Raw genomic sequence first — 25,538 nt, 5'->3', positions numbered from 1 at the left:
TCTCCAACGGGGCGCCGCGGCTCCCGTACCGCGAGGCCGGTCCCCGGCCCCGCGACTCAGTCCCGCACGCAGACGAAGATCGCCGTCCCGGGGATCAGATTCCCGCGCAGCGGGGACCAGCCGCCCCACTCCTGGTCGTTCCAGGCCGGCCACTCCGGTTCGACGAGGTCGACCAGCCGGAAACCGCCCGCCACCACGTCGCGCACCCGGTCGCCCAGCGTGCGGTGGTGCTCGACGTACACGGCCTCGCCCCGCTCGTCCTGCTCGACATAGGGAGTGCGGTCGAAGTACGAGGCGGCGACCGAGAGCCCCTCGGGCCCCGGCTCGTCCGGGAACGCCCAGCGGATCGGATGGGTCACCGAGAAGACCCAGCGACCGCCGGGGCGCAGCACCCGGTGCACCTCGTGGAACACCCGGACCGGATCGGCGACGAACGGCACCGCGCCGTAGGCCGAGCACGCCAGGTCGAAGGAGCCGTCCCGGAACGGCAGGGCTCCGGCGTCCGCCTCCACCAGGGGGACCTCGCCGCCGATCCGCAGCGCGTGCTGCAGTTGCCGGTGGGAGAGGTCCAGCGCCACCGGGCGGGCGCCCCGGGAGGCCAGCCAGCGCGAGCACTGCGCGGCGCCCGCACCGATCTCCAGGACGTCCAGGCCCCTCAGCGATTCCGTGGGGCCGAGCAGACCGGCCTCGGCCTCGTCGAGCCCCTCCGGGCCCCAGACGAACCGGTCGTCGCCGAGGAAGGCGCCGTGGTCGCTCTGGTACTCGTCGGCGTTCCGGTCCCACCAGCCGCGACTGGCCCGGCCGCTCTCGGCCTCCGACGCGCCGCGGCGGGTCGCTTCGGGTTCGGCCGCGTAGATCTCTTGGCTCATCGTGTCCGTCGCTGTAGTTTGCCTTCACCCCGCCGCACGCGGTAGGTACCCGTGAGTACGGCTCCGTTCCCACGGATTGTCTCCCGGGGCCGACGTGGCCTCGGAGAACACGAATTGTGCCGGATATGGGGCGTTGACCCCCCGGTGTGCGCCTTCGCGCATTGACCGTGCCCGGCTGCCCCCGTATGCTACAAGTTGCGCTGCGAGCCTGCGCGCCTCAGACCTAGCAGGCCGCGCTCGCGTCTGTTGTATGTCCCCTCGGTTCACGAGGCGCCTCCCGTCCGACGGGGCCGGTGCTTCCCGGGCTGTCCGGCTTCTTCAGAGGCGATACGGGCTCCCGGCGTAGCAGTACCTACGACTCACTGTCCGTACCGGAGCCCTTTCCCACATGACGAGCAGCACCGAGACCACCGCCACCACCCCGCAGGTAGCGGTCAACGACATCGGTAACGAGGAAGCCTTCCTCGCCGCGATCGACGAGACGATCAAGTACTTCAACGACGGCGACATCGTCGACGGCGTCATCGTGAAGGTCGACCGGGACGAGGTCCTGCTCGACATCGGTTACAAGACCGAAGGCGTCATCCCTTCCCGCGAGCTTTCGATCAAGCACGACGTCGACCCGAACGAGGTCGTCAAGGTCGGCGACGAGATCGAGGCCCTGGTTCTCCAGAAGGAGGACAAGGAAGGCCGCCTCATCCTGTCCAAGAAGCGCGCTCAGTACGAGCGTGCCTGGGGCACGATCGAGAAGATCAAGGAAGAGGACGGCATCGTCACCGGTACCGTCATCGAGGTCGTCAAGGGTGGTCTCATCCTCGACATCGGCCTCCGTGGCTTCCTGCCGGCCTCCCTTGTCGAGATGCGCCGCGTCCGCGACCTCCAGCCCTACGTGGGCAAGGAGCTCGAGGCCAAGATCATCGAGCTGGACAAGAACCGCAACAACGTGGTCCTGTCCCGCCGTGCCTGGCTGGAGCAGACCCAGAGCGAGGTTCGCCAGACGTTCCTCACGACCCTGCAGAAGGGTCAGGTCCGCTCCGGCGTCGTCTCCTCGATCGTCAACTTCGGTGCGTTCGTGGACCTCGGCGGCGTCGACGGTCTCGTGCACGTCTCCGAGCTGTCCTGGAAGCACATCGACCACCCCTCCGAGGTTGTCGAGGTCGGCCAGGAGGTCACCGTCGAGGTTCTCGACGTCGACATGGACCGCGAGCGCGTCTCGCTGTCCCTCAAGGCGACGCAGGAAGACCCGTGGCAGCAGTTCGCCCGTACGCACCAGATCGGGCAGGTTGTTCCCGGTAAGGTCACCAAGCTCGTTCCGTTCGGTGCGTTCGTGCGCGTCGACGAGGGCATCGAGGGTCTGGTCCACATCTCCGAGCTGGCCGAGCGCCACGTGGAGATCCCGGAGCAGGTCGTCCAGGTCAACGACGAGATCTTCGTCAAGGTCATCGACATCGACCTGGAGCGTCGCCGCATCAGCCTCTCGCTGAAGCAGGCCAACGAGTCCTTCGGTGCCGACCCGGCCTCGGTCGAGTTCGACCCGACCCTGTACGGCATGGCCGCGTCCTACGACGACCAGGGCAACTACATCTACCCCGAGGGCTTCGACCCCGAGACCAACGACTGGCTCGAGGGCTACGAGACCCAGCGCGAGGCGTGGGAGACGCAGTACGCCGAGGCGCAGCAGCGCTTCGAGCAGCACCAGGCCCAGGTCATCAAGTCCCGCGAGGCCGACGAGGCCGCTGCTGCCGAGGGCGCTGCCGCCCCGGCCGGTGGCGCCCCGGCTGCCTCCGGCGGCAGCGGTGGCGGCTCGTACTCCTCGGAGTCCGCGGACAACTCCGGCGCCCTGGCGTCGGACGAGGCCCTGGCTGCCCTGCGCGAGAAGCTGGCGGGCGGCCAGAGCTGACGCTCCGCCCCTCCGGCCGCTGATCGGCTGCACAAAGCGCGACGAGTGAGGCCCGCTCCCTTCGGGGGGCGGGCCTCGCCCGTATGTGCGGCGCGGTCACGGAGTCATGGCGTGACGGCGATGTTGGTCAGGCCCTTGCCGCCCGTCACCGTGTTGCCGCTGTAGACGGTGGTCGGACAGCTCGCGCCGTAGTTGGTGATGTTGAACGCGATCTGCTTGTCACCCGTGGAGCCGGTCAGGTCCGAGGTGTTGTCGCGGAACACCGTGCCGCAGCCCCAGCCGCTCTGCTGGGTGTGGGTCTCATAGCCGTTGTTGGTCGTACGAGAGCCCCGGTTGCCCTGCACCAGGACGTCGTTGCCCTTCACATCGACCCAGGAGTCGTCGTAGTTGGCACCGGTCAGCCCGCTGCCGTCGAAGGTGTTGCCGATGATCTGCGTCCCGGTGGTGCCCTCCTTGATGTCGACGTTCTCGCCGCCGACCCCCGGACCGATCGTGTTGTTCAGGATCTGGACCCGGTCGCTCCTGTCGGACAGATCGCCTGCCGTGCCGACATAGACGCCCTCGCCCATGCCGCGGCCGTCGTGCCCGGTGTCGTGGATCCGCGAGTTCTTGATGACGCCGTCACTGCTGGACGTGCGGAAGTGGACGCCTTCCATGTCCAGGTCGTGCACGGTCACCGAATCGATGACGACACCGGTCGCGGCGTCGGTCACGATGCCCTTCTGACCGCCGGTGACGGTGATGCCCCGGACGGTCCAGTAGGAGGCGCCGTTGAGGTGCAGCCCGTATCCGCCGCCGGCCGTGAGGACCGCGTCGGCGGAGCCGGTGAGGGTGATCCGGGCGGACGCGGTGGCGGCGGCGGTCGCCTTGAAGTTGCCGGTGTACGTGCCGTCGGCCAGGTGGATCGTGTCGCCCGGGGTCGCGGCGGTGAGCGCGGCCTTGAGCTGGGCGGCGGTGCTCACCTCGACAACCGACACCGCGATCGCATTCGCGTTCACGTTCATGGCGGAGGCGGAGGCGGAGGCGGAGGCGGGGGAGGTGGTGAGGGCGAGGCCGCCGGTGGTGAGCGCGGTGGCCAGCAGGGCGGGGAGCAGTGAGCGGGTGCGCATGGGTGCCTTCCCGTCGAAGAAGTTCAAGAGTTCTCGTACGTGAATGTGGGGCGAGTCTCTGAACGTGCCGCCTGGTGACGGTAGGGGTGCCACAGAGGCGTGTCAAGGTCTGGACCAATAGGTGCGCCGGCGGCGGATGGGGTGAACGCAGGGAATCGTGCGGGATTCACGAATAGCTGAGGGCCCGTAACAAGCCCTTGCCGGGATCCCGGCAACCTCAAAGAGCGGAAGGGGGGCCGGTGCATGACACACGCACTTTGCGCGACCCGTCAGCGGTGCCGGGCGCGAGCCGCCGCACGCTTCTGCGCGACGTGGGGCTCACGGGGCGAGAAGGGTGAGGGGGGTAAGGGTGCGATGTCCGCGACGGTGAGGGCCCTCGGTTTCGGAACCGGCCGGATTCCGCAGGGGATGGTCACCCCCGACTGCGGTCGTGAACTCGGCTTCTCCACCGAGGTGTTCACCAACGTGAACGTCAACGCCGCTATCTTTAACGAGAAGGCGGGCATGAAGGCTCCGGTGCGCTACCGGACCGCCCAGGCCGACCTGTACGGCTACGTCGCCGCACTCCTCTCCGGGAGAACCGACAAGGGTGCCCTCGACCGGCAGATCACGGCCGAGGGCCAGGAGCGACTCCTGGAGTTCCTCAAGGACTTCGGCGACATCGGCGACACGCTCGACTGCACAGGAACCCCTGGCGCGGCTGAGCGGACACGTGGCAGCACGGCGCGTCCGCCTCGGCCCGGAAGACGGTGACGGCGCCGCGCATACGCGTCCTCGCGTGCGTTGCGGCATGCATGAAACGCCCGGCGAAGGGGCACGGTCCGGGAATGCCCGTGCCCCGTCGGGCGTTCTTCTCCAAGAACACGAGGAGGAGCGGTAACCGTGCCTGATCCGCAGAGTTTGTACGAATGGGAGCCGAAGGGACTGGCCGTCGTCGACATGGCGCTCGCCCAGGAGTCGGCCGGCCTGGTCATGCTCTACCACTTCGACGGATACATCGACGCGGGCGAGACCGGAGAGCAGATCGTCGACGGCCTGCTCGAAACCCTCCCGCACCAGGTCGTCGCCAGCTTCGACCACGACCGGCTCGTCGACTACCGCGCCCGCCGCCCCCTGCTGACCTTCCGACGCGACCGCTGGTCGGCCTACGAGACACCGACGATCGACGTACGGGTCGTGCAGGACGCCACCGGAGCGCCCTTCCTGCTGCTCTCCGGGCCTGAGCCGGATGTGGAGTGGGAGCGCTTCGCCGCCGCCGTCGAGCAGATCGTCGAGCGGCTCGGCGTCCGCCTCGCGGTGAACTTCCACGGCATCCCGATGGGCGTTCCGCACACCCGCCCCGTCGGCATCACCCCGCACGGCAACCGCACGGACCTCATGCCCGGCCACCGCAGCCCGTTCGACGAGGCGCAGGTGCCCGGCTCCGCCGAGGCGCTGGTGGAGTACCGGCTGATGGAAGCGGGACACGACGTCCTCGGTGTCGCCGCCCACGTGCCGCACTACGTCGCCCGCTCCTCCTACCCGGACGCGGCGCTCACCGCCCTCGAATCGATCACGGCCGCGACCGGCCTGGTCCTGCCGACCGTCGCCCACGCGCTGCGCACGGAGGCCCACCGCACGCAGACGGAGATCGAGCGGCAGATCGGCGAGGGGGACGAGGAGCTCGTATCGCTCGTGGAGGGCCTGGAGCACCAGTACGACGCGGTCGCGGGCTCCGAGACCCGGGGCAATCTGGTCGCCGAACCGGTCGACCTGCCGTCCGCCGACGAGATCGGTCTCGAATTCGAGCGGTTCCTCGCGGAACGCGAGGGAGACGCCTGATCAGCCGTCCCGGGCAGCCCCGTCGCTCCTCGTACCAGTGGCCTGACCTGCTACGTTCGCCCTGCGGCGAGCGTGCGGGCCGGGTGGCGCGACGGGGCGAACAGGGCCCGGAGGGGCGCTAGGCTGCCCAGCATGCTGAAAGTGGGCCTGACCGGTGGGATCGGCGCCGGCAAGAGTGAAGTGTCCCGGCTGCTCGTCGGATACGGGGCCGTGCTGATCGACGCGGACCGGATCGCCCGGGAGGTCGTCGAGCCGGGTACCCCCGGGCTCGCGGCCGTCGTCGAGGCGTTCGGAGCCGGCATCCTCAACGCCGACGGCACCCTGGACCGGCCGAAGATCGGCGCGATCGTCTTCTCGGACGCCGACCGGCTCGCCACCCTCAACGCGATCGTCCACCCGCTGGTCGGTGCCCGCTCCGCCGAGCTGGAGCGGGCCGCAGGACCCGACTCGGTGGTCGTCCACGATGTGCCCCTCCTCACGGAGAACGGCCTCGCCCCGTTCTACGACCTGGTCGTCGTCGTGGACGCCACTCCCGAGACCCAGCTCGACCGGCTCGTACGGCTGCGCGGCATGACCGAGTCCGAGGCCCGCGCCCGGATGGCCGCGCAGGCCACCCGGGAGCAGCGGCGTGCCGTGGCCGATCTGATCGTCGACAACGACGGGCCGCTGGAAGAACTGGAACCCCAGGTCCGCAAGGTCTGGTCGGAGCTGACCCGGCGGGCGGCGGCCGGCTGACCTCCGGACTCCGGACCGGAATACCGGACAGCGGCCGGAGGTTGGGAACGCGGTAGCGAAGGGAAGGATGCGATCGTGCGCGAGAGGACCCCGGAAACCGACGTCATCGACTTCCGCGCGGCCGAACGGCTGCTGGCGGCACGCGACCCCCGGGGCGCGGTCAAGCTGCTGGACTCGGTGATCGCGTCCCATCCGGAGAACACGGCTGCCCGGCTCCTGCGGGCCCGTGCCTTCTTTGCAGCCGCGCAACTGCGCCCCGCCGAGCTGGAATTCGAACTCGTCCTGGAGCGCGAGCCGGACAATGCCTTCGCGCACTTCGCACTCGCCCGCACCTTCGAGCGCTCCGGCCGCTCCGACCGGGCCGCCCGCCACTTCCGGCTGGCCGCCGCACTCGACCCGAACCCCGAGTACCTGAAGGCGGCCCGCTTCCCCGCGCAGGACTGACGCGCAGGACTGACGCGCAGGACTGACGCGCAGGACTGATCGGTCCCGGTCCCGTACGCAGGACCGACCGTTTCCCGTAAGCAGAACCGGCCGGATCCCGCCCGCAGGGCCTGCTGGTCCCTGCGGGCGGCGGCGGTCTTGCCGCAGGGGGTATCCGCTGCCCGGGTCAGTGCCCGTACCTGCCGTGTCCGCCGTGGTCGGGCTCGTACGGCGGGATGTTGCGGCCCGGCTGGTAGTGCGGGCCCTGGTGGATGTGGTGCACGATCACCGCGATGTCCACGAGGACCAGCAGGAGCAGCAGACCGCAGGCGGCGGCCCATCCCGGGCGGCCGGTCAGCGTGAAGGCGGCCAGGCCGAACACGGCCCAGACCAGCCCCCATAGACTCAGGCAGAGCCGCAGCCGCAGGGGACTGCGGGCAGTCGTCGGTTCATTACCGGTACGCATGGCGATCGCCTCTCTTACCAGGATGGACCCACGACGCCGTTGTGCGGACTGTCGACGTCGGAATTGAGGGGATCGTGCGTGAACGGCACATCGTGGGACGACCGTGCGGGCCGCAGGGCGAGGGTCCGGGGCTGTCTGCTGGGCGGGGCGATCGGAGACGCCCTGGGGAATCCGGTGGAGTTCCTGTCGCTCGCCGGTATCCGCCGTGCCCACGGTGAACACGGCGTACAGGGCCTCACCGCGGACGACCAGGGAGTCGCCGGACGGGTCACGGACGACACGCAGATGACCCTGTTCACGGCAGAAGGGCTGATCAGAGCCCATGCCCGGGCGCGGTCGAAGGGGGTCGGCGGCGGTGAGACGGGGATCGTGCGGAACGCCTATCTGCGCTGGCTCGACACCCAGAACCACCCGGCTCCGCCGGCTCGTGGCGGCGACAGCCCGGTACGGACCGGCTGGCTCAGGCAGCAGCCCTGGCTGTACGCGCGCCGTGCCCCCGGCAACGCCTGCCTGACGGGGCTCGGGACGGGGCATGTCCCCGAACCGTCGGACCGGCTCGGCGAGCCGGGCCCCGTCAACACCGGGTCCAAGGGATGCGGCACGGTGATGCGGTCCGCGCCCTTCGGCCTGGTGGGGGAGGACGCCCAGGGGGCGTTCCGGCTGGCCTACTGGTGCGCGCAGATCACCCACGGCCACCCGACCGGCGCGTACGCGGCCGGGGCGTTCGCCGCGATCGTGGCCCACCTCCTGGAGGGCGACTCGATGGCGGGCTCGGTGCTGCGGGCCGTCGATCTGCTGGGCCGCCACCCGGGGCACGAGGAGACGACGGCGGCGCTGCGCGCGGCCGTCGACCTGGCCGCCGAGGGCGGGCCGACCGCCGAGCGGGTGGAGACCCTGGGAGCGGGCTGGGTCGCCGAGGAGGCCCTTGCCATCGCCGTGTACTGCGCCCTGGTGCTGCCGGGCGCCGACCAGGTGGCCCAGGCGCTGCTGCTCTCGGTCAACCACTCCGGCGACAGCGACTCCACCGGTGCGGTCTGCGGCAATCTGCTCGGCGCGCGGCACGGGGACGTGCACCTCCCGCCGTCCTGGCTGGTGGCGACCGAGGGGCGAGCGGTGATCACCGAGGTGGCCGACGACCTGTGCGTGGAGTTCGAGCAGGCGGTCGTGTGGCCGGCCGACCGCTATCCGATGCACTGACGGGCCGGTGTACGCTCCGCGCGCCGAAGGACCGCCGGTGCACCCGGGGTGACGGTCCTTCGACGCACGGCAGTTGACGGCCCGTCAGTACTCCGTGGGGAGAGGTCCGGTCAGTCCGTCAGCATCTTGGCGCGCAGCGCGGCCACCGTCGCGTCGTCGAGCTTCAGGCCCTCGCGCACGTAGGCGTCGAAGGTGCCGTACAGCTGGTCCACCTCGTCGAACGCCGCGCGCAGCCAGCTCAGTTCGACGGCCCCGGGGTTGCCGGTGTACTGGTTGCTGGCGAGGAAGTCCGCTTCGACGGTGGCGCGCGGGACGCCGAGCAGAGTGAGCAGGACGGCGGTTCCCCAGCCGGTGCGGTCCTTGCCCGCGCTGCAGTGGAAGACGGTCGCGCCCGAGGTGTTCGTGGTGACGGCGGTGACCAGATCGTGGAACGCGTAGTCCGCACCCACGAAGTTGACCATGAACGGGTAGCCGATGGACTGGCCGAGGTCGGACGAGCCGGAGAACAGACCGGCCGCGATGGCCTCGGCCAGCGTGGTCAGTGCGGAGTCGTGGAAGCGGATGCCGTGGCTGAGCGACGCCACATCGGCGACCTGGTACTTCACTCCGGCGGGCAGCCGGTCAGGATCGTCGTTGCGCTCGATCGCGTTGCGCAGATCGACGTCGAGGGTGAGGTGCTGGGAGAGCAGCCGCTGCTGTTCGGCGTCGGTGAGAGCGTTGAGCTTGTTGGAGCGGTAGACGAGACCGGAGCGCACCCAGCGGCCGTCGGAGGTGCGGTAGCCGCCGATGTCCCGGAAGTTGCGGGCGGACTCGATCCCGAGCGAACGGTCGGCGACGACGAGTGGAGAGCCGCTGTCCGGAGTGAGCCGGAAGTACCAGCGTCCGGCTGTGGAGAGTGTCCCGGCGGGGACGGTCAGGGAACCGCTGCCGGGGGCGGTGCCCACCGGGGTGCCGGTGGTGGCGTCGGGTGAGGTGACGGCGGTGACGGTCACGGATCCTGCGGCGGAGGACCAGGAGAGCGTGTATCCGCCGTCGGCGGCGCGCTGGGCGGTGGCCGCCGTGAACGGCACGGCGGACTGGAGGGCGGCCGTGGCGCCGGCCGCCGTCGGTGTGTGCGGCGTGGCGGCGATGGCCGGCGGGGCAAGGACCGTACCGGCGAGCAGGGTGGCCGCGACGGCTGCCTGGATGATGCGGTGCTTACGCATGGTGCTCCTTGTCTGATCCCTGTGGGGGAGGGCGGCGTCAGGAGGTGGGCGTGGCGGTGCACGGCGAGTTGCCGCAGACATTGATGACACGGCCGGTGGTCAGGAAGGTGGCCTTCTGCCGACGTGCGGCCGAAGAGTTGCGGGGGTCGGAGTGCGGGTCGTGGCCGTACTGCGGTCCGGCGGGCGGGGTGTTGGTGAGCGGCGGGGTGGGGGTGCCGCTGTCCCACACCGTCATGACGGACCCCTGGTAGGGGAGTTGGTCTCGGGTGAGGGTTCTGATGCCCCAGTACGGGACCGTGTCCGGGCTGCGGTCCGCGGTGAGCGCGGGGGCGAGCAGTCGGGCGCCGATGGTGCGTGCCTCCACGTCGGCTGCCACGCCCGCGACCTGGTGGTCTCCGTACGCGATGTGCATCAGTACCTGGTGGTGGTCGGTGAGGTGGTTCGCGTACGCGTCGGTCTCGCCGCGGTCCCACACCATCTGGAACAGTTGCAGGACGATCTGCTGACGCAGCTTGTCCGGGTAGGAGAGGTCCAGGACCTGCTGGAACGGGGCGAAGTCGGCGCTGCGGTTGAGCAGCAGGCCGTAATTCATGCCGGTGACACCGAGGACCCCGCGCCGGATGTCGGGCGAGGCGGCGACGAGCGCGCCGCCGAGGATTCCGCCCTGGCTGTTCCCGTCGTACGCGATGCCGTGGCGGATGTCGACGAGCGGTTGCCCGTGATCGTCACGGAACGCCGCGTCGGTGGTCAGCCCGTCGGTGTGGATCAGTGCACGGGCGAGGAAGAGGGCGTTCAGCATGCCTTGTTCGCTGCGTTCGGGAACGGCGGGGAAGAGGTTCGGGTCGGCGAGCGCACCGAGCACCACGGGGACGTCCTCCTCGGCCATCCCGATCCAGTCCGTCGCGCAGAACGTGAAGCCGTGCTCGGCCGCCATGGCCTTGACGTTGCTCGCGCCGACCTCCGAACGGCGGCCGAGCAGACCGTGCCCGTAGAGGGAGGGGTGGGACGGTGTACGGAACGCGGAGCGCGGTATCTCGCAGCGGAACGAGGCGAGTTGGGTGTTGAGCGGGAGCCGGCGCGGGGCGCCGTCACGGCCCCGCGCGAGGACGGAACCCGGCGGTCCACCGGGCAGGTTCAGATAGCTGGGCACGCTGATGCTGCCGGTCACCTCCCGGGCGATCCCGGGGTCCTGGTCGGCCGTGAAGTCCGTGACGTCCGTGACGGCGAACGCGGGGGAACGGTCGCCGAGCCGGCGGAACGCGTCGTCGCGGAGGGTGAAGAGGTCACCGGTGAGACTGCGGGTGCTCGCAACGGTGAAGTCCCAGGCGAGGTACAGCCCCTCGGTGCGGACTCCGGCCCTGCGCAGTGCCTTCAGGGCGGGTCGGAGCCGGTGCTGACGGGCGTGCAGCGGTTCATCGGCGGCGAGGGTCTTCCCGGCGACGGCGGCGAACGGTGCGGCGGCCGGAATCGTATGTCCCGCACCGTCCTTGAGCCGGCGCAGGGCTACGGCGTAGTGGTGGCCGTCGCGGAAGTTGCGCGCGGGGTGGATCAGCAGCGCCTGGCGTGCCGGGTCGGTGGCGTTGGCGTCCAACTCGGCCCAGTACGGCCACCGTTCGCCGGTTCCGGTGTCGAGCAGCACGACGGGCGCGTCCGCGGCGAGGGAGCGGCCGATGTCGGTGAGCGGGGCGGCGCCGGTCTCCTCCAGGTCGACCCCGGGCACCTGGGCGATCAGCTCGGAGCCGGGGGAGAAGCCGTCGGACCTGTTCCAGGCGGTCGGGTCGACGGGGAGACCGGCGCTCGGGCGCGGGAGGTCGGCCGGGCCGAAGGCCACCCGGCGTCCGGTGTCGGTGGCCGGATCGCGCCGGGTGTACCAGTCGTTCGGGAACGGCAGCAGACACTCGGCGGGCGCCAGCGGGTCGCAGCCGGTTCCGTGCGGCACGGTGGCCCGTGCCGTGGGTGCGGTCGGGACCAGAGCGGCGGCGCCGAGCGCCGCCGCCAGCAGTCCGTTCAGCAGCCCGTGCCGCAGTCGGTGCCGCAGTCGGTCCCGCAACGGGGGTCAGCTCCCCTGGATGTGTGCGCCGATGATGGCGGCGTAGTTCGCCTCGCCGTTGCGGTTGGGATGCAGCGGGGCGGCCGCGGCGGTGGGCACGTATCCCTCGACCCACTTGTCCGACGGGGCCTGGCAGGCGTCGTGGCCCTTGCTGGGCGTGGCGAGATCGATGTACTCGGTGCCGTGCAGGGCGCTCTGCTCGGCGATCACCGTGTTCATCCGGTCGACGCTGCCCTGCAGGAAGTCGGCGTCCACCGGGAGCACCGGCTGGAGCGGCCAGCAGCCGCCGGGCTTGATGTAGAGGCCGTACCCCGTGACGATCACCCGGGCCTGCGGCGAACGCTGGTGGATGGTGTCCAGTACGACACCCAGCTTCGGCGCGAACTCGGCGATGCGCTGCCCCACCTGGTCCACGCCGCCTTCGTTGTACTTGTCCTTGCACGGAGTGGCGGTCGGGTCGAGAGTGGCGCAGCCCTCCGCGATGCCGACCAGGCCGGCGTCGTTGCCGCCGATGGTCAGGGTCACCAGGTCCGTGTCCGGGCGCAGCGCGTCGAACTGCGGCGGGGCCGACCCCATCGGAATGTCGAGCAGCGAGAGCGACTGCTTCTCGGTCATGTGCTTCGACGCGGCACCGCTGCATGTGACGTCGCGCAGCGAAGCGCCGAGCCGCGCCGCGAGCTCGTGCGGGTAGTTGTGCGTCGACCGGCCGCAGGCCACCGGTCCGGTGATGTCCGGGATGAGCGGCCCGGAGGCCATGGAGTCGCCGAGGGCGACATAGGACGTGGTGGCGTCCTCGGCCGCGGCGGATGCCGGCACCGCGCCGGTGCCCAGGGCCAGACCGGCCAGGGCGAGCACGCCCATGCCAGCTCTGACGGAACGACAAAAACCTTTGTTCTGCGACAGGTTCACGAAATCCTCCGACGGTGGGGCGTGGTGAGGCGTGGCACGTGACGCCGGTCATCATGCAGACTCAAGAGCCGTCGTTTAACTGGTGGGTAACGCAGACTTCTGCGGGGGAACTTGTGACGCGTGACAAACAGGGGTCCGGCGAGACGGAGGAGCGGTGCGGCTCCACAGGGCCGGTGAGCGCACCGCTGTCCATCGCCGGACGCCCGGTGGCCTCCCATCTGCGCGCCCGTGTTCCGGCCCTGACCGGCCGTGTCGTCGCCCGGCTCCTCGCCGATCTGCCGGTCTACGCGGACCTGCCCCACGAGGAGATCTCCGGCGACATCGCCGACATCGTCCAGCACAATCTCCGGCTCTTCGCCGACGTCGTCGAGTACCGCCGCCCCGCCACCGACGCCGAACTCGACCAGCAGCGCGACTCCGCCGCCCAGCGCGCCGAGGAGGGCGTGCCGCTGGACGCGATTCTCACCGCGTACCAGGTCGGAACAGCGATGTGCTGGCAGGAGACCGCCGAAGGAGCGCTCCCCGGCGATCTCCCCACCGTCCTGGAGATCATGGACCGCATCATGGTCCTCCAGCAGCAGCTCACCTCTGCGGTCAGCGGCGCCTACCTGGAGGCGCGGCAGATCCTCGACAGCCAGGAACACGGCGGCCGGCACGCCCTGATGGCCGCCCTGCTGACCGGCGAGCCACTGGACCGGTTCACCCACGGCACCGGACTGCGGCCGGCCGTCCGCTACCTCGCGATGACGCTGGCGCTGGCCCCGCACCCCGACGAACTGGCCCAGTCACCGGGGCCGGGTGCCGGCGTCGCGGCCCGCCGCAAGATCCGCCGTGTCCGTACCGTCCTCGACCATTTCGCGGGTACGCCGGTGCTCACCGCCCTCGACACCTCCGGAGGCACGGTGCTGCTGCCGGCGGCCGAGCCGCCGCCGTGGCACGGTCCGAGCGGGCTGTGCGCACTCGTCGACGAGGCGACCCGGGCGGCAGGGGTGCCCATCACCGCCGCCGCGGAGACCGCGGAACCGGAGACCGTGCCGGCCGCCGTGGCCCGCAACGCCGAGATCGTCGACCTGGTCGCCCGGACGGGCCGGCCTCCCGGCCTGTACCGGCTGTCCGACGTCCTGCTGGAGTACCAGCTCAGCAGGCCCAGCGAGGCCCTGCGCGGGCTGGCGCACCTGCTGATGCCGCTGGAGGAGAAGCCGGAACTGCTGCACACCCTGGAGACGTATCTCGCGCTCGGCCTGGACCGGCGGACCACCGCGTCCGCCCTGCACATCCACCCCAACACCGTCGACTACCGCATCCGTCGCATCGACCGCCTGACCGGACTCTCTCCCGCCCGCCCCGTCGATCTCCAGCACATCAGTGCGGCCCTGGTCGCGCGTCGCTCGGTGTGACGGGCAACCGGTGCGCGGGCCGGCGGGCCGGTCGACCTGCCCGCCGACCGGGCGCGGCTTCGACGGCGCCCGCGTGAACGAGCGCGGAAGGACGTGAACGAGGCGGAAGGACGTGAACGAGAGCGAGCGCGCGTGAACGAGAGCGAACGGGCGTGAACGAGAGCGAGCGCGCGCGAACGAGAGCGAATCGGCCGGTGCGGATGCCGGAACGCATGGTGCGGGGCGCAGGGGCCGACGGATACGGTGAGGGGTGACGGCGGGTGGGCAAAGGACGAAGGGGGCGCTGTGGAAGCCGAGTTGGTGGCACTGGCGGCATCGGGGGCGACAGCACTCGTGCAGCACATGGTGGCCGATTCCTGGAGCCAGGTGCGCGAACGGCTGGTGTCCCTCTTCGCCCGGGACGGAGCCACGGCCGAGGAAGAGGCTGTGCTGACCGGGGAGTTGGAGGCCGCGCGCGGCGAGCTGACCGCCGCGCGCGGCGGAGGCGACGACGCGCTGGCCGGGGACGTCGAGGCCGAGTGGCGTGCACGGCTGCGCCGCACGCTCGCCGAGGATCCGAGGGCGGCCGACGAGCTTCGCGCCATCCTCGCCGAGTCGGCACCCGCGGGCGACCGCACCCGCGCCGGAGACGTGCACAACACCATCAGCGGGAAGGCCCGCATCAGCGGTGCGGTGATCCAGGCCGGCGAGATCGGCTCCATCAACTTCGGCACCGAACGCTAGTACCTCTCCCGGCCATGTTTGCCGGTCACGGCACCGGGCGTTCAGTCCTGGGAGGCCGTGGGCGGGAACGCGACGACCGGATCCAGCGGGCTTCGCGCCGTGCAGGGGGCTTCACGCTGCCCAGCGGACTTCGCGCAGGTCGGCGGACTTCGCGGCGGTCAGGGTGCCTGGCGGCGGCCGACGGGCTTGGCGGCGGCCGGCGGGCTGCGGCCCCGGCTGTCCTTCCGCTCGGCCGTGAGGCCGGTCAGTGGACCGTGCTGAAGCTGCGCCACGGGAGCGTGCCGGTCCCGATGACGTCGCTGAATGTGGTCGCGAGGTACGTCGTGCCCGGACCTGTGCAGTCGGGGGTGCGGTACAGAATGATGTCGATCAGAGTGCCGTTGCTCACTTCCTTCGCACCGGCGTGAGCGAGCCGGTGGCAGCCCTTCACCAACGGACTGTTCACCATGATCACGGCATCCCGCTCCGTCGTGTAGGTGACCGGCCCGACCGCGGTCCGGCCGAGACCGGAACAGCCTGCGACGGTGAGGGTCAGGAGCGCGGTCCCGGCTGCGATGCCGAGTCGGCGGCGCCGGTGATCGATCACGGGCATGGGCGGGTCCTCGTCTGTCTCGTCCGGCTCATCGGCCGGCGCGGCGTACACCACAGGGCCGCATCTGCTGCGGAGAACGTGCTGACGCTGGTCACCCTGCCCGCTCCACGGAGCCCCGGCATCCGGGGAGCGGCCGGCCGGGGGACAGGTCGTGACGGGTCGATCCCGGACAATGTTCATATCGGGTGATAGTGGGCATACCGTGGTAGCAGTGAGTGGTTTACGTGGTTCTACGTTTCCGGCATTCAGGGGGCCGTCATGGTCCAGGAGCTCGTGATCGCGATAGTGGGGGCGGCCTCGGCGGGTGCGCTCTACATGGCGGCGGCGGCCAAGATCGTCAAGCAGTACGAGCGGGGCGTCGTGCTACGGCTCGGCAGGCTCCGTGACGACGTGCGCGGGCCCGGATTCACCCTGGTGATTCCCGGCGTCGAGCGGCTGCGCAAGGTGAACATGCAGATCGTGACCATGCCGGTGCCCGCTCAGGACGGGATCACCCGGGACAACGTGACGGTGCGGGTGGACGCGGTCATCTACTTCAAGGTGGTCGACGCGGCGAGTGCCGTGATCCAGGTGGAGGACTACCGGTTCGCGGTCTCGCAGATGGCACAGACCTCACTGCGGTCGATCATCGGCAAGAGCGATCTCGATGATCTGCTGTCCAACCGCGAGAAGCTGAATCAGGGCCTGGAACTGATGATCGACAGCCCGGCGGTCGGATGGGGTGTGCAGATCGACCGGGTGGAGATCAAGGATGTCTCGCTGCCGGAGACGATGAAGCGCTCCATGGCCCGTCAGGCGGAGGCCGACCGTGAGCGGCGGGCCCGTGTCATCAACGCGGACGCCGAACTCCAGGCATCGAAGAAGCTCGCCGAGGCGGCGGGGCAGATGTCCTCCCAACCGGCCGCCCTCCAGTTGCGCCTGCTGCAGACGGTGGTCGCGGTCGCGGCGGAGAAGAACTCCACGCTGGTGCTCCCGTTCCCGGTGGAGTTGCTCCGCTTCCTGGAGCGGGCACAGCAGCAGCCCGTACAGCAGGAGACGCCGCAGCCGCAGCAGGCTGTTCGACCGCCGCAGCCGCAGCCGCAGCCGCAGCAGGCTGTTCGACCGCCCCAGCCGCAGCCGCAGCAGGCTGTTCGACCGGCACAGCCGCAGCGTCCCGCTCCGGCACAGCCGCGGCCGCGGCCGCGGCCGCCGCAGCAGCCGCCTTCCGTGGCGCCCGCGCCCGCGGCCACGCCCGCTGCTGCCGATGCCACCGGGCCCGCGCGGCCTCCTCGTCCGAAGCCGTTCGCGCACCACTGAGCCGGGCCACGCCGAATCTCGACCGATCCGTTCCCGGGCCGCTCCGGCCCGGGAACGGATCGGTCGGCTCGGGTCGGTCCCGGAACGGTCCGGATCGGACAGTACCGCCCCTGACCTGCGGGGACAGAGGCGCGCGGTCGATTGTCAGACCCTCCGCCTAGACTCGCAGGAGTCAAAAGGATCAAGACGATCAAGGCGATCGAGAGGATCGGCGCGGGAGGGGAGGGGACCGATGACCACGGCACAACACGGGATGGACACATCCGCCGCCCGCCTCCTGAGCTGCGCCGCCGTCTTCCTGCCCGCGTCGTTGCCGCGGGACGGGCGCGTCGCCTTCTGGGATCCCGACGGCGGTCCTCTTCCGTATCCGGAGGAGCTTGCCGATCCCGGGAATCGGGCACCCGGCTCCACCACCGGGGAGATCACCGTCGTCCGTCGGCACGGGCGGCAGGACGGTGTCCGTCGGCGTTCGGTGCCCGCCGTCCTGCTGTCCGTGACCGATGCCGTGCCGCTGCTGGCCCACGCACGGCATCGGCAGTCCGCCCACCCCGCCACCCGCTGCTGGGGTGCCGCCGCACTCCAGGCGCTCCATCTGGTGGCGCGCGGCAGGCTGCTCCCCGGTCTCACGGCCGACGACCACGACGCCTGGCGGGCCGGTCCGCGCGACGCCGAGGACGTCGCTCATCTCCGGGCGATCGCGGCGGCCATGCCGGTCGAGGGGTACGCGGTCCCGCTCCCGGATGTCACGCCGCTGCGGATCCCCGATCCGGAGTGGCTGCTCGGAGCGTTCCTCGACGCGGTCGCCGACACCCTGCCCCGGACGCCCGCCGCGGCGTACGCGATGGGCGCGCCCTTCGCCGCTCCGGAGGCCCAGCATCTGCCCGGCGCTCGCGACTGGTCCGTCGAAGTCGCGTCCGGCCTCGACGCGGGGGTACGGGTCTCGCTGCGCCTCGACCTGTCGGCGTACGACCTCTTCGACACGACCGGTGCGTACGACAGCCCCGCCGACGCCGATACCGGCGTGGGCTCCGACGACGAGGGCGCCGACGTCACCCCGGCCGACGCCGATACCGGCGTCGGCTCCGGCGACGAGGGCGCCTCCGGTGCACCGGGGGATGTCCCTTCCCGCGCCGCGCGGCACGCCGCCGCGGCCATCACCCAGGTGCACAGCCTGGCCGATCCGACCTACGTGGTCGACGCCGCCGCCCTGTGGAACGGCGGGGCGGGGGAGCCGTTCGGCCCCCGGGCCAGGATCGACGCCGTGCTCGCGCTGCGCCGTGCCGCCCGCGTCTGGGCACCGCTGGAGCGGTTGCTGGACCAGCCGGTGCCCGATGTACTCGCCCTCGAAGAGGATGAGCTGTACGAGCTGCTGAGCGATGCCGGAGCCAGGCTGGCGGCAGCCGGGGTGAGCGTCCACTGGCCCAGGGAGCTCGCCCGTTCCCTCACCGCCGCCGCCGTTGTTCGGCCCGCCCCCGGTTCGGCCACCGACGGCACTTCCTTCTTCGACACCGAGCAGCTCTTCTCCTTCAACTGGCAGTTGTCACTGGGCGACGAGCAGCTCACCGAAGCGGAGATGGACGTTCTGGCGGAAGCCCACCGACCGGTGGTACGCCTGCGGGACCAATGGGTCGTCGTCGATCCCGCGCTCGTGCGCAAGGCGCGCAAGCGGGAGCTGGGCCTCCTCGATCCGGTCGACGCCCTCGCTGTCGCCCTGACCGGCAGCGCCGAGGTGGACGGCGAGCAGATCGAAGCGGTGCCCGTCGGCGCGCTGGCCGCACTCCGTACCCGCATCACCGACGACGACGCCACCCTCACCCCGCCGCCCGGGCTGAACGCCACGCTCCGCGACTACCAACTGCGCGGTCTCGCCTGGCTGGACCGGATGACCTCACTCGGCCTCGGCGGCTGCCTGGCCGACGACATGGGCCTGGGCAAGACGATCACCCTCATCGCACTCCACCTGCACCGCGCCCACCCCGCCCCCACCCTGGTGGTCTGCCCCGCCTCCCTCCTGGGCAACTGGCACCGGGAGATCAACCGCTTCGCCCCCGGTGTCCCCGTGCGCCGCTTCCACGGCACCGGCCGCACGCTCGCCGAACCCGACGGCGGCTTCGTCCTCACCACCTACGGCACGATGCGTTCGAGCGCGGAGCAACTGGCCGACCACAGCTGGGGCCTGATCGTCGCCGACGAGGCCCAGCACGTGAAGAACTCGCACTCCTCCACGGCGAAGGCGCTGCGCACCATCCCGGCCCCGGCCAGAATCGCCCTCACCGGCACACCCGTGGAGAACAACCTCTCCGAGCTGTGGGCCCTGCTCGACTGGACCACCCCTGGACTGCTCGGCCCCCTCAAGACGTTCCGGGCCCGCCACGCCCGTATCGTCGAGAGCACCGGGACGCCTGCCGGTCTCGCCAACGACGAAGCGATCGAACGGCTTTCCCGGCTGGTGAGGCCCTTCCTCCTGCGCCGGAAGAAGTCCGACCCGGGCATCGCGCCCGAGCTGCCGCCCAAGACGGAGACCGACCACCCCGTCTTCCTCACGCGGGAGCAGGCCACGCTCTACGAGGCGGCGGTCCGCGAGACGATGGCCTTCATCGAGGCGTCGGAAGGCATCGCCCGCCGCGGTCTGATCATGAAGCTGCTGGCCTCGCTCAAGCAGATCTGCAACCACCCCGCGCAGTACCTGAAGGAGGAGCCGACCCGGCTCGTCGGCCGCTCGGGAAAGCTCGCCCTGCTGGACGAACTCCTCGACACGATCCTCGCCGAGGACGGGTCCGTCCTTGTCTTCACCCAGTACGTCACGATGGCCCGGCTCCTCTCCGCCCATCTCGCCTCGCGCGCCATCCCCTCCCAACTCCTCCACGGCGGCACGCCGGTGGCCGAGCGGGAACGGATGGTGGACCGCTTCCAGACCGGTGAGGTCCCCGTCTTCCTGCTCTCCCTCAAGGCGGCGGGCACCGGGCTGAATCTCACCAGAGCCGCCCACGTCATCCACTACGACCGCTGGTGGAACCCGGCAGTCGAGGAGCAGGCCACGGACCGGGCGTACCGCATCGGCCAGACGCAACCCGTGCAAGTGCACCGGCTGATAGCGGAAGGCACGGTCGAGGACCGGATCGCCGAACTGCTGCAGGCCAAACAGGTCCTGGCCGACGCGGTCCTCGGCGTCGGCGAGACCGCGCTGACCGAGCTCAGCGACCGTGACCTGGCCGATCTCGTCTCGCTCCGGAGACCGTCATGAGCCCCCGCCCCGAGCCCCGGCCGTACGTCCGCCCCGAGCCTCACCGCCATGCCCGTCCCGAGCCCCGCTCGTACGCCCGTGCCGAGGCCCGCCCCGTGGCCCGTTCACGCCCCGGCCCCGATGACCTGCGGCGCACCTTCGAGGCCGTGCCGCCCCGCACGTCCGACGGCGACGAGCCCTTCGCGGACAGCTGGTGGGGTCGCGCCTGGGTGGCCGCTCTGGAATCCCTGTCGATGGACGAGGGACGGCTCTCCCGCGGTCGCTCGTACGCCGACAGCGGCAAGGTCGCGGCGATCACCGTCACCCCCGGACGGGTCGTCGCCTACGTCCACGGCAGCCGTCCCCGCCCCTACCGCGCCGAGCTGCGTCTGCGGTCGCTCGCCGACGCGGACTGGGACACGTTCCTTGACGCGGTCGCCGCCCGGCCCGGTCACCTCGCCGCGCTGCTGACCAAGGAGATGCCGCACTCCCTCGTCGACACGGCGGCCGAGGCCGGTATCGGACTGCTGCCCGCCGCGGGCGACCTCGATCCCGCGTGCACCTGCCCCGACCACGGCTGGCCCTGCAAGCATGTGGCCGCCCTCTGCTACCAGACGGCCCGGCTGCTGGACACCGACCCGTTCGTCCTCCTCCTGGTGCGCGGCCGGGGCGAGCGCGCGCTCCTCGAAGAGCTGGGCCGTCGCAATGCCGCACACTCCGCCAGGGAGCGCCCCACGGCACCCGCCACTCCCTCCGTGCAGGCTCGTGAAGCCCTCGCCGAGCGTTACCTGCCGCCGCTGCCCGCCCCTCTACCGGTCCTGCCGCATCCCGCGCAGCCTCCCTCGTACCCGAGCCTGCCGGGTGCCCGCGACCCGCTCGCCCTCGATCACCTCGCCACGGAAGCGGCAGCCCGGGCGCACACACTGCTCACCACCGGCCACGATCCGATCGCCGGTCTCACCCCCTGGCAGGACGCGGTGCGACTGGCCGCGTCCCGCCCCACCGCCGGACTCACCGCGACCACCCGCGCCCTCTACCGCGAGCTGGCGTACGCCACCAGCCGCACCCCCACCGAACTGGCCCGAGCCGTCGCAGCCTGGCGCCAGGGTGGTGCGGAAGGGCTGGCCGTCCTCGAAACGCCCTGGGATCCTCCGGCCGGCCCCTTCGACCGGGCCCGCCCCGCGCTCGCAGCCGCCGACTTCCCCCGCTTCCACCCCTGGCGCAACCACCTCACACACCCCGGCGGCACGCTCCAGCTCCGCTTCGGGCACGACGGCCGTTGGTACGGCTACGAGTCCGAGCCGGGTGAGGACGACTGGTGGCCCCGCGCCACCCCGGACCCCGATCCGGTGAGCGTTCTGACGGAACTCAGCGGAGCCTGACACACGGTCACCCCCGGACGGGCCGGTAGCCCCCGGACAGGGCCGGTCGGCCCTCAGCCGCTCAACTCGCCAGATGGACGAAGCAGCACGACGACGACCGGCAGCACGATCAGCCGCGCCTTCCGGAACGACTCGTCTTCCTGCTGGGTCAGCCCCCGGTCGGCGCCGTGTGCCGACGCCACATGCTCCCCACGACAGGGGTACGGTTCCCGGTCGCCGGTCGCCGGTCGCCGGTCGCCGGTCGCCGGTCGCCGGTCGCCGGTCGCCGGTCGCCGGTCGCCGCTCCCCGGTCGGTGTCGGAAGTCGGAAGGTCGCGGTCGGTGTCAGAAGTCGGCGTTCGCGCGTTCCTCGATGCGGGCCACCGAGTCCTGGGCGTACGCCTTCTCGTAGGCGTTGCGGATCCGTTCGATCTGCACGTCCCGCACACGTGCCTCGGACGCCGGGTAGAGCAGGGTCAGTTCGTAACTCCGCTCCCGCTCGATCACTCCGCGGGAGTCCCGCCACTGCCCCCGGCCCTCCTGAATGGTCAACCCGTTCGGGAAACGCGGTGTGACCTCTTCGTCGATGAACGCGAGGAACTGGCTGTCAGTCACTTTCGGTCCGCCGTCGGGACGTTCCGTTCCGAAGAGCAACCGGGTCTCGATGTAGGACTTGCCGCGCGTGGCACCGGCCGAGGTCGCGGACTGCGAGGCGGAGGAGGCGCCGTCGCCGAGAGTGGCGTAGGCGACGGGTGTGCCCACGGCAAGGACGGCCAGGGCGGCAGCCGCTGCCGTGAGCGCGGTGTGCTGACCTGGGCCGGCGAGACCCTTCGGGCCGACGACGCGGGGGAGACGAGGCACGGTGGGCCTTCTTTCGGAGTCTGCGAGGGCGAGGCGTGTGGCGGATTCCGTGTCGCTCTGCGACGCGGACACGCGGGGCCACTGTGGCAAGCGGCCCTCGACAGACAGCGGCGGGACATGGGGATCCACGGGAAACCACCCGTACGGGCCGTCCCTGCTCCGCCGGAAACCCGCGGTGTCCACACCTCCCGACTGTTCCGGACGAGACCATGTGTTCCGTCAGAGCCAGGGGAACGAGCGAATCCCGGCGACGCGAATCCCGGCGACGCGAATCCCCGCGAGGCGGCGTACGGCCTGTCCGAGGTGCGGTCACAAAACCCGGTGGTTAAAGCCGACTTGATGTTGATAGCGTCCCCGACGTGGCGAAACTCAATCAGATCATCGCAGTGGAGAAGGGCGTCAAGTCCAAGGCTCACCAGGACCTGACGGCGGCGCATCACGGCCTTCAGAAGACTGGTCTGCTGGCCGGGATCTCCCGGACGTACCAGCCGAAGGACGAGGAGGGCGAGCAGTTGCCGCCCGAGTCGACGCTGGTGCAGATCAAGGCCGAGGACGTGCTGCGGCAGACCGCGACGACCCTGACCCGGCTCTTCGATGTGACCGCCACGAAGGACTGGGCGAACTGTTCGGCCCGCGCGGATGTGAAGGTCGACGGGCGCGTGCTCGTGCGCGAGGTGCCGGTCTCGTACCTGCTCTTCCTGGAGAAGCAGCTGACGGACATCAATACCTTTGTCCGTAAGCTTCCGGTGCTCGATGCCTCCGAGGCGTGGACCCAGGACCCGTCGACGGACTCCTGGAAGACCGAGCCGGTGAGGACCCTCCGTACGAAGAAGGTGCCCCGCAACCATGTGAAGGCGGAGGCCACCGAGAAGCACCCGGCGCAGGTCGAGGTGTACTACGAGGACGTTCCGATCGGGTACTGGACGACCGTGAAGTTCTCCGGAGCCCTCCCCGCCCGTCGGGTCAACGAACTGCTGGACCGGGTGGAGAAGCTTCAGCAGGCCGTGAAGTTCGCCCGCGAGGAGGCCAATGGCGCGGAGATCACCGACCAGCGGGTGGGTGATGCGGTATTCGGTTACCTCTTCGGGTGACCGACCATGGATTCCCCGGCCGCTTGACGCGGCCGGGGTGCGCGAGGAGCGCAAGCTGAAACTGAAGCTTGTCGTGACGACGCGGTTCCAGTGGAGGTTCGAGTCCTCCCCCCGGCATTCAGATCGCCCGATTCGTCGGTGCGACCAGGCAGGCCGGGGTAGCCCAAATGGCAGAGGCAGACCGCGATCAATCTCAGACTCTTGCTCCAGACTCAGCATTCGCCGCCGATCGCCGGATCAAACGGGCACGGGCCCAGGTGCGTCGAGATGTTGGTTCGACTCCAACCCGCGGAGCTTCGATCTGCGGTCGTCTAAAGGCAGGACGCGGCGACATGACAACTGACCCGGGCTCTTAAAAGTGCCGGCGTGCCGAATGGGCGGCATCATTCAGGACCCGGGGGTCGGCTACGCCCCCGGGTCCGCTCCTGCTACCGGCCGCCGTCGCGCGCCGACATCGAGCGACACCCCACGTCCGGCGAAGAAACGCTCGAATTCCCGCAGGGGCAGTTCCGCGGCCCGCGTGGTGGCCGTCGTGCCCGACGGGTTGTGGAAGTGGACGCCGTCGCCGTCCGGCGTACGGGACGTCACCAGCACCAGATGACCGCCCCGGGCCGGGGCCGGCCGCTGCGGATGACGGATCCCGTAGTGGACCGACGTCATCACCGTCCGCCCCTCGTCCAGCAGGGCCAGGATCTCGTCCGTCGACAGGTGGCGGTGGACGGCGGCATCGAAACCGTGCACCTCGCGCACGTACTGTGCGAAGGGCGCGTAGACCAGGCCCCTGATCGCCCCTTCCGCATCCTCCGTGTACGCCCCGTACGCGAGTGCCCCGTCGCGCAGGGCGAACAGTGGCGGGGCGTCGGCGCCGAGCGCCATGCGCAGACAGGTCACACCGCACAGATGACCTGACCAGCGCGCGTACTCGGCGGGCGACGCCGCGCCCGATTCCGCCCATGCCGGGTCCGTCGCAGGATCGCGTCCGCCCTCCACGATCGGGCCGACGAGCTCGAACGAGGCGAACTGGGTGAGAACGGGAACGCGGCAGGCGCGACAGGTCACCGGGGGCATCCGATCACTGGCGGTATCCGGTCAGGAAGCGGCCGATGCGGCTGATCGCCGCGTCGAGATCGTCAGCGTAGGGGAGCGTGAGGATCCGGAAGTGGTCGGGCCGCGGCCAGTTGAACCCCGTGCCCTGCACGACCTGGATCTTCTCCCGCAGCAGCAGATCCAGGACGAACCTCTCGTCGTCGACGATGCGATGCACCTTCGGATCGATGCGCGGGAACGCGTACAGCGCTCCCTTCGGCTTCACGCACGACACACCCGGGATCTCGTTCAGCTTCTCCCAGGCCCGGTTGCGCTGCTCGTACAGCCTGCCTCCCGGGGCCACCAGGTCCCGGATGGACTGCCGGCCACCGAGCGCGGCCTGAATCGCGTACTGCGCGGGAGCGTTCGGACACAGCCGCATGGAGGCGAGCATCGTCAGCCCCTCCAGGTAGTTGCGGGCGTGCTGCTGCGGACCGGACACCACCATCCAGCCGGAGCGGAACCCTGCCACCCGGTACGTCTTCGACAGGCCGCTGAAGGTGAGGCAGACCAGGTCGGGAGCGAGGAGCGCCACGCTGTGGTGCTCGGCGTCGTCGTAGAGGATCTGGTCGTAGATCTCGTCGGCGAAGACCATCAGGCCGTGCCTGCGCGCCAGATCGAGGATGCCTTCGAGAACCTCGCGCGGATAGACGGCACCGGTCGGGTTGTTCGGGTTGATGATCACGACGGCCTTGGTGCGATCGGTGATCTTCGACGCCATGTCCGCGAGGTCCGGGTTCCAGTCCGACGCCTCGTCACACGTGTAGTGCACGGCCCTGCCGCCCGCGAGGGTCACCACCGCGGTCCACAGCGGATAGTCGGGGGACGGGATGAGGACTTCGTCACCGTCCTCCAGCAACGCCTGTACCGACATGGAGATCAGCTCCGACACGCCGTTGCCGAGGAAGACGTCGTCGACTCCGACATCGGTCAGGCCCATCGCCTGATAGCGCTGGGCCACCGCGCGGCGGGCGGAGAGGATGCCGCGCGAATCGCTGTAGCCGTGGGCCTGCGGGAGCATCCGGATCATGTCCTGGACGATCTCCTCCGGCGCCTCGAAACCGAAGAGCGCGGGATTGCCCGTGTTGAGGCGGAGCACGCTGTGACCCGCCTCCTCCAGGGCGTTGGCGTGCTCGATGACCGGGCCCCGGATCTCGTAACAGACCTCGTTGAGCTTGCTGGACTGCCGGAATTCCATGCGGTGGCCTCCCCGACCTGATTGCGA

At 70.6% G+C, this 25,538-nt stretch carries 23 protein-coding genes and 1 pseudogene; 13 read left to right on the top strand and 11 right to left on the bottom strand.

The features are described 5' to 3' along the window. Positions 1 to 56: 56 nt before the first annotated feature. A complete protein-coding gene (locus ACFVUT_RS09005; RefSeq protein ID WP_389646272.1) occupies positions 57 to 869 on the bottom strand; it encodes a class I SAM-dependent methyltransferase in 813 nt (270 codons plus the stop codon). A gap of 388 nt (positions 870 to 1,257) precedes the next feature. Here ACFVUT_RS09005 and rpsA point away from each other — a divergent pair, with 388 nt between their 5' ends. Beyond that, complete coding sequence (gene rpsA, locus ACFVUT_RS09000; protein ID WP_072483117.1) at positions 1,258 to 2,769, top strand: 30S ribosomal protein S1; 1,512 nt, start codon at positions 1,258 to 1,260, stop codon at positions 2,767 to 2,769. Between the two features lie 104 nt (positions 2,770 to 2,873). On the opposite strand, the gene ACFVUT_RS08995 is transcribed toward rpsA, so the two are convergent. Beyond that, entirely contained in the window at positions 2,874 to 3,878 is a 1,005-nt protein-coding gene (locus tag ACFVUT_RS08995; protein ID WP_389646276.1) for a right-handed parallel beta-helix repeat-containing protein, read from the bottom strand. A gap of 354 nt (positions 3,879 to 4,232) precedes the next feature. Between ACFVUT_RS08995 and ACFVUT_RS08990 the strand changes: the two genes are divergently transcribed. The 4 genes from ACFVUT_RS08990 to ACFVUT_RS08975 all read left to right on the top strand — a co-directional run bounded on the left by ACFVUT_RS08990 (position 4,233) and on the right by ACFVUT_RS08975 (position 6,878). Further along, positions 4,233 to 4,631, top strand: a complete 399-nt coding sequence (locus tag ACFVUT_RS08990) for a hypothetical protein (RefSeq protein ID WP_389646279.1) — start codon at positions 4,233 to 4,235, stop codon at positions 4,629 to 4,631. A 129-nt stretch (positions 4,632 to 4,760) separates the two neighbouring features. After that, positions 4,761 to 5,699, top strand: coding sequence for a PAC2 family protein (locus ACFVUT_RS08985; RefSeq protein ID WP_389646281.1), 939 nt, complete (start codon positions 4,761 to 4,763; stop codon positions 5,697 to 5,699). 132 nt (positions 5,700 to 5,831) lie between these two features. Next, positions 5,832 to 6,434 (top strand): dephospho-CoA kinase, encoded by a 603-nt coding sequence (coaE, locus tag ACFVUT_RS08980; protein ID WP_389646284.1) that lies wholly within the window; start codon positions 5,832 to 5,834, stop codon positions 6,432 to 6,434. A gap of 75 nt (positions 6,435 to 6,509) precedes the next feature. Next, complete coding sequence (locus ACFVUT_RS08975; RefSeq protein WP_389646287.1) at positions 6,510 to 6,878, top strand: tetratricopeptide repeat protein; 369 nt, start codon at positions 6,510 to 6,512, stop codon at positions 6,876 to 6,878. Between the two features lie 166 nt (positions 6,879 to 7,044). Here ACFVUT_RS08975 and ACFVUT_RS08970 read toward each other — a convergent pair whose 3' ends face one another. Next, positions 7,045 to 7,323 (bottom strand): DUF6343 family protein, encoded by a 279-nt coding sequence (locus ACFVUT_RS08970; protein WP_389646290.1) that lies wholly within the window; start codon positions 7,321 to 7,323, stop codon positions 7,045 to 7,047. 78 nt (positions 7,324 to 7,401) lie between these two features. On the opposite strand from ACFVUT_RS08970, the gene ACFVUT_RS08965 reads away from it, so the two are divergent. Then, complete coding sequence (locus tag ACFVUT_RS08965) at positions 7,402 to 8,520, top strand: ADP-ribosylglycohydrolase family protein (RefSeq protein WP_389646293.1); 1,119 nt, start codon at positions 7,402 to 7,404, stop codon at positions 8,518 to 8,520. Positions 8,521 to 8,630: 110 nt separating this feature from the next. Here ACFVUT_RS08965 and ACFVUT_RS08960 read toward each other — a convergent pair whose 3' ends face one another. The 3 genes from ACFVUT_RS08960 to ACFVUT_RS08950 are packed head-to-tail and all read right to left on the bottom strand — an operon-like array spanning position 8,631 to position 12,684. Next, positions 8,631 to 9,725 (bottom strand): tyrosine-protein phosphatase, encoded by a 1,095-nt coding sequence (locus tag ACFVUT_RS08960; protein WP_389646295.1) that lies wholly within the window; start codon positions 9,723 to 9,725, stop codon positions 8,631 to 8,633. 37 nt (positions 9,726 to 9,762) lie between these two features. Further along, positions 9,763 to 11,751, bottom strand: a complete 1,989-nt coding sequence (locus ACFVUT_RS08955; protein ID WP_389646844.1) for a hypothetical protein — start codon at positions 11,749 to 11,751, stop codon at positions 9,763 to 9,765. A gap of 30 nt (positions 11,752 to 11,781) precedes the next feature. Then, positions 11,782 to 12,684, bottom strand: coding sequence for an SGNH/GDSL hydrolase family protein (locus ACFVUT_RS08950; protein ID WP_389646298.1), 903 nt, complete (start codon positions 12,682 to 12,684; stop codon positions 11,782 to 11,784). 185 nt (positions 12,685 to 12,869) lie between these two features. On the opposite strand from ACFVUT_RS08950, the gene ACFVUT_RS08945 reads away from it, so the two are divergent. Then, a complete protein-coding gene (locus ACFVUT_RS08945) occupies positions 12,870 to 14,081 on the top strand; it encodes a PucR family transcriptional regulator (protein WP_389646847.1) in 1,212 nt (403 codons plus the stop codon). A gap of 285 nt (positions 14,082 to 14,366) precedes the next feature. Continuing rightward, entirely contained in the window at positions 14,367 to 14,804 is a 438-nt protein-coding gene (locus ACFVUT_RS08940; protein ID WP_389646301.1) for a hypothetical protein, read from the top strand. 244 nt (positions 14,805 to 15,048) lie between these two features. Here the strand turns inward: ACFVUT_RS08940 and ACFVUT_RS08935 are convergent, their stop codons facing one another. After that, complete coding sequence (locus tag ACFVUT_RS08935; RefSeq protein ID WP_389646303.1) at positions 15,049 to 15,396, bottom strand: hypothetical protein; 348 nt, start codon at positions 15,394 to 15,396, stop codon at positions 15,049 to 15,051. Positions 15,397 to 15,654: 258 nt separating this feature from the next. On the opposite strand from ACFVUT_RS08935, the gene ACFVUT_RS08930 reads away from it, so the two are divergent. The 3 genes from ACFVUT_RS08930 (at position 15,655) to ACFVUT_RS08920 (ending at position 21,297) form a co-directional block, all read left to right on the top strand. Next, a complete protein-coding gene (locus ACFVUT_RS08930) occupies positions 15,655 to 16,692 on the top strand; it encodes a slipin family protein (RefSeq protein ID WP_389646306.1) in 1,038 nt (345 codons plus the stop codon). 232 nt (positions 16,693 to 16,924) lie between these two features. Then, positions 16,925 to 19,936, top strand: a complete 3,012-nt coding sequence (locus ACFVUT_RS08925) for a DEAD/DEAH box helicase (protein ID WP_389646308.1) — start codon at positions 16,925 to 16,927, stop codon at positions 19,934 to 19,936. Beyond that, complete coding sequence (locus ACFVUT_RS08920; RefSeq protein WP_389646311.1) at positions 19,933 to 21,297, top strand: SWIM zinc finger family protein; 1,365 nt, start codon at positions 19,933 to 19,935, stop codon at positions 21,295 to 21,297. Before ACFVUT_RS08925 ends, ACFVUT_RS08920 begins: the two co-directional genes overlap by 4 nt. Before the next feature lie 53 nt (positions 21,298 to 21,350). Here the strand turns inward: ACFVUT_RS08920 and ACFVUT_RS08915 are convergent, their stop codons facing one another. Together ACFVUT_RS08915 and ACFVUT_RS08910 are read right to left on the bottom strand one after the other, a co-directional pair. Further along, positions 21,351 to 21,479 carry a hypothetical protein gene (locus tag ACFVUT_RS08915; protein WP_389646314.1) on the bottom strand — a complete coding sequence of 43 codons (129 nt, stop codon included), beginning with the start codon at positions 21,477 to 21,479 and terminating at the stop codon, positions 21,351 to 21,353. A gap of 141 nt (positions 21,480 to 21,620) precedes the next feature. Next, positions 21,621 to 22,136 (bottom strand): DUF3574 domain-containing protein, encoded by a 516-nt coding sequence (locus ACFVUT_RS08910; protein WP_389646317.1) that lies wholly within the window; start codon positions 22,134 to 22,136, stop codon positions 21,621 to 21,623. 359 nt (positions 22,137 to 22,495) lie between these two features. Between ACFVUT_RS08910 and ACFVUT_RS08905 the strand changes: the two genes are divergently transcribed. Next, positions 22,496 to 23,227 carry a hypothetical protein gene (locus tag ACFVUT_RS08905; protein ID WP_389646320.1) on the top strand — a complete coding sequence of 244 codons (732 nt, stop codon included), beginning with the start codon at positions 22,496 to 22,498 and terminating at the stop codon, positions 23,225 to 23,227. 31 nt (positions 23,228 to 23,258) lie between these two features. After that, a pseudogene (locus ACFVUT_RS08900) lies at positions 23,259 to 23,344 on the top strand. Positions 23,345 to 23,632: 288 nt separating this feature from the next. On the opposite strand, the gene ACFVUT_RS08895 reads toward ACFVUT_RS08900, so the two are convergent. Together ACFVUT_RS08895 and ACFVUT_RS08890 are read right to left on the bottom strand one after the other, a co-directional pair. Next, the gene (locus tag ACFVUT_RS08895; protein WP_389646323.1) at positions 23,633 to 24,286 is read right to left on the bottom strand and encodes a C39 family peptidase; all 654 of its coding nucleotides are present in this window, start codon (positions 24,284 to 24,286) and stop codon (positions 23,633 to 23,635) included. Between the two features lie 13 nt (positions 24,287 to 24,299). After that, the gene (locus ACFVUT_RS08890; RefSeq protein ID WP_389646326.1) at positions 24,300 to 25,511 is read right to left on the bottom strand and encodes a pyridoxal phosphate-dependent aminotransferase; all 1,212 of its coding nucleotides are present in this window, start codon (positions 25,509 to 25,511) and stop codon (positions 24,300 to 24,302) included. Positions 25,512 to 25,538: the final 27 nt, after the last annotated feature.

The sequence above is a fragment of the Streptomyces sp. NPDC058051 genome (assembly GCF_042885475.1).
Taxonomy (GTDB): Bacteria; Actinomycetota; Actinomycetes; order Streptomycetales; family Streptomycetaceae; genus Streptomyces.
Note: the sequence above shows the minus strand (reverse complement) of the source record. Positions and strands in the feature narration are given on the sequence as shown.

Bases quoted from the DNA above. Each gene is read 5' to 3' on its own strand.
- ACFVUT_RS09005 (WP_389646272.1), bottom strand. From the start codon at position 869: ATGAGCCAAGAGATCTACGCGGCCGAACCCGAAGCGACCCGCCGCGGC.
- rpsA (WP_072483117.1), top strand. From the start codon at position 1,258: ATGACGAGCAGCACCGAGACCACCGCCACCACCCCGCAGGTAGCGGTC.
- ACFVUT_RS08995 (WP_389646276.1), bottom strand. From the start codon at position 3,878: ATGCGCACCCGCTCACTGCTCCCCGCCCTGCTGGCCACCGCGCTCACC.
- ACFVUT_RS08990 (WP_389646279.1), top strand. From the start codon at position 4,233: ATGTCCGCGACGGTGAGGGCCCTCGGTTTCGGAACCGGCCGGATTCCG.
- coaE (WP_389646284.1), top strand. From the start codon at position 5,832: ATGCTGAAAGTGGGCCTGACCGGTGGGATCGGCGCCGGCAAGAGTGAA.
- ACFVUT_RS08970 (WP_389646290.1), bottom strand. From the start codon at position 7,323: ATGCGTACCGGTAATGAACCGACGACTGCCCGCAGTCCCCTGCGGCTG.
- ACFVUT_RS08960 (WP_389646295.1), bottom strand. From the start codon at position 9,725: ATGCGTAAGCACCGCATCATCCAGGCAGCCGTCGCGGCCACCCTGCTC.
- ACFVUT_RS08935 (WP_389646303.1), bottom strand. From the start codon at position 15,396: ATGCCCGTGATCGATCACCGGCGCCGCCGACTCGGCATCGCAGCCGGG.
- ACFVUT_RS08930 (WP_389646306.1), top strand. From the start codon at position 15,655: ATGGTCCAGGAGCTCGTGATCGCGATAGTGGGGGCGGCCTCGGCGGGT.
- ACFVUT_RS08925 (WP_389646308.1), top strand. From the start codon at position 16,925: ATGACCACGGCACAACACGGGATGGACACATCCGCCGCCCGCCTCCTG.
- ACFVUT_RS08920 (WP_389646311.1), top strand. From the start codon at position 19,933: ATGAGCCCCCGCCCCGAGCCCCGGCCGTACGTCCGCCCCGAGCCTCAC.
- ACFVUT_RS08890 (WP_389646326.1), bottom strand. From the start codon at position 25,511: ATGGAATTCCGGCAGTCCAGCAAGCTCAACGAGGTCTGTTACGAGATC.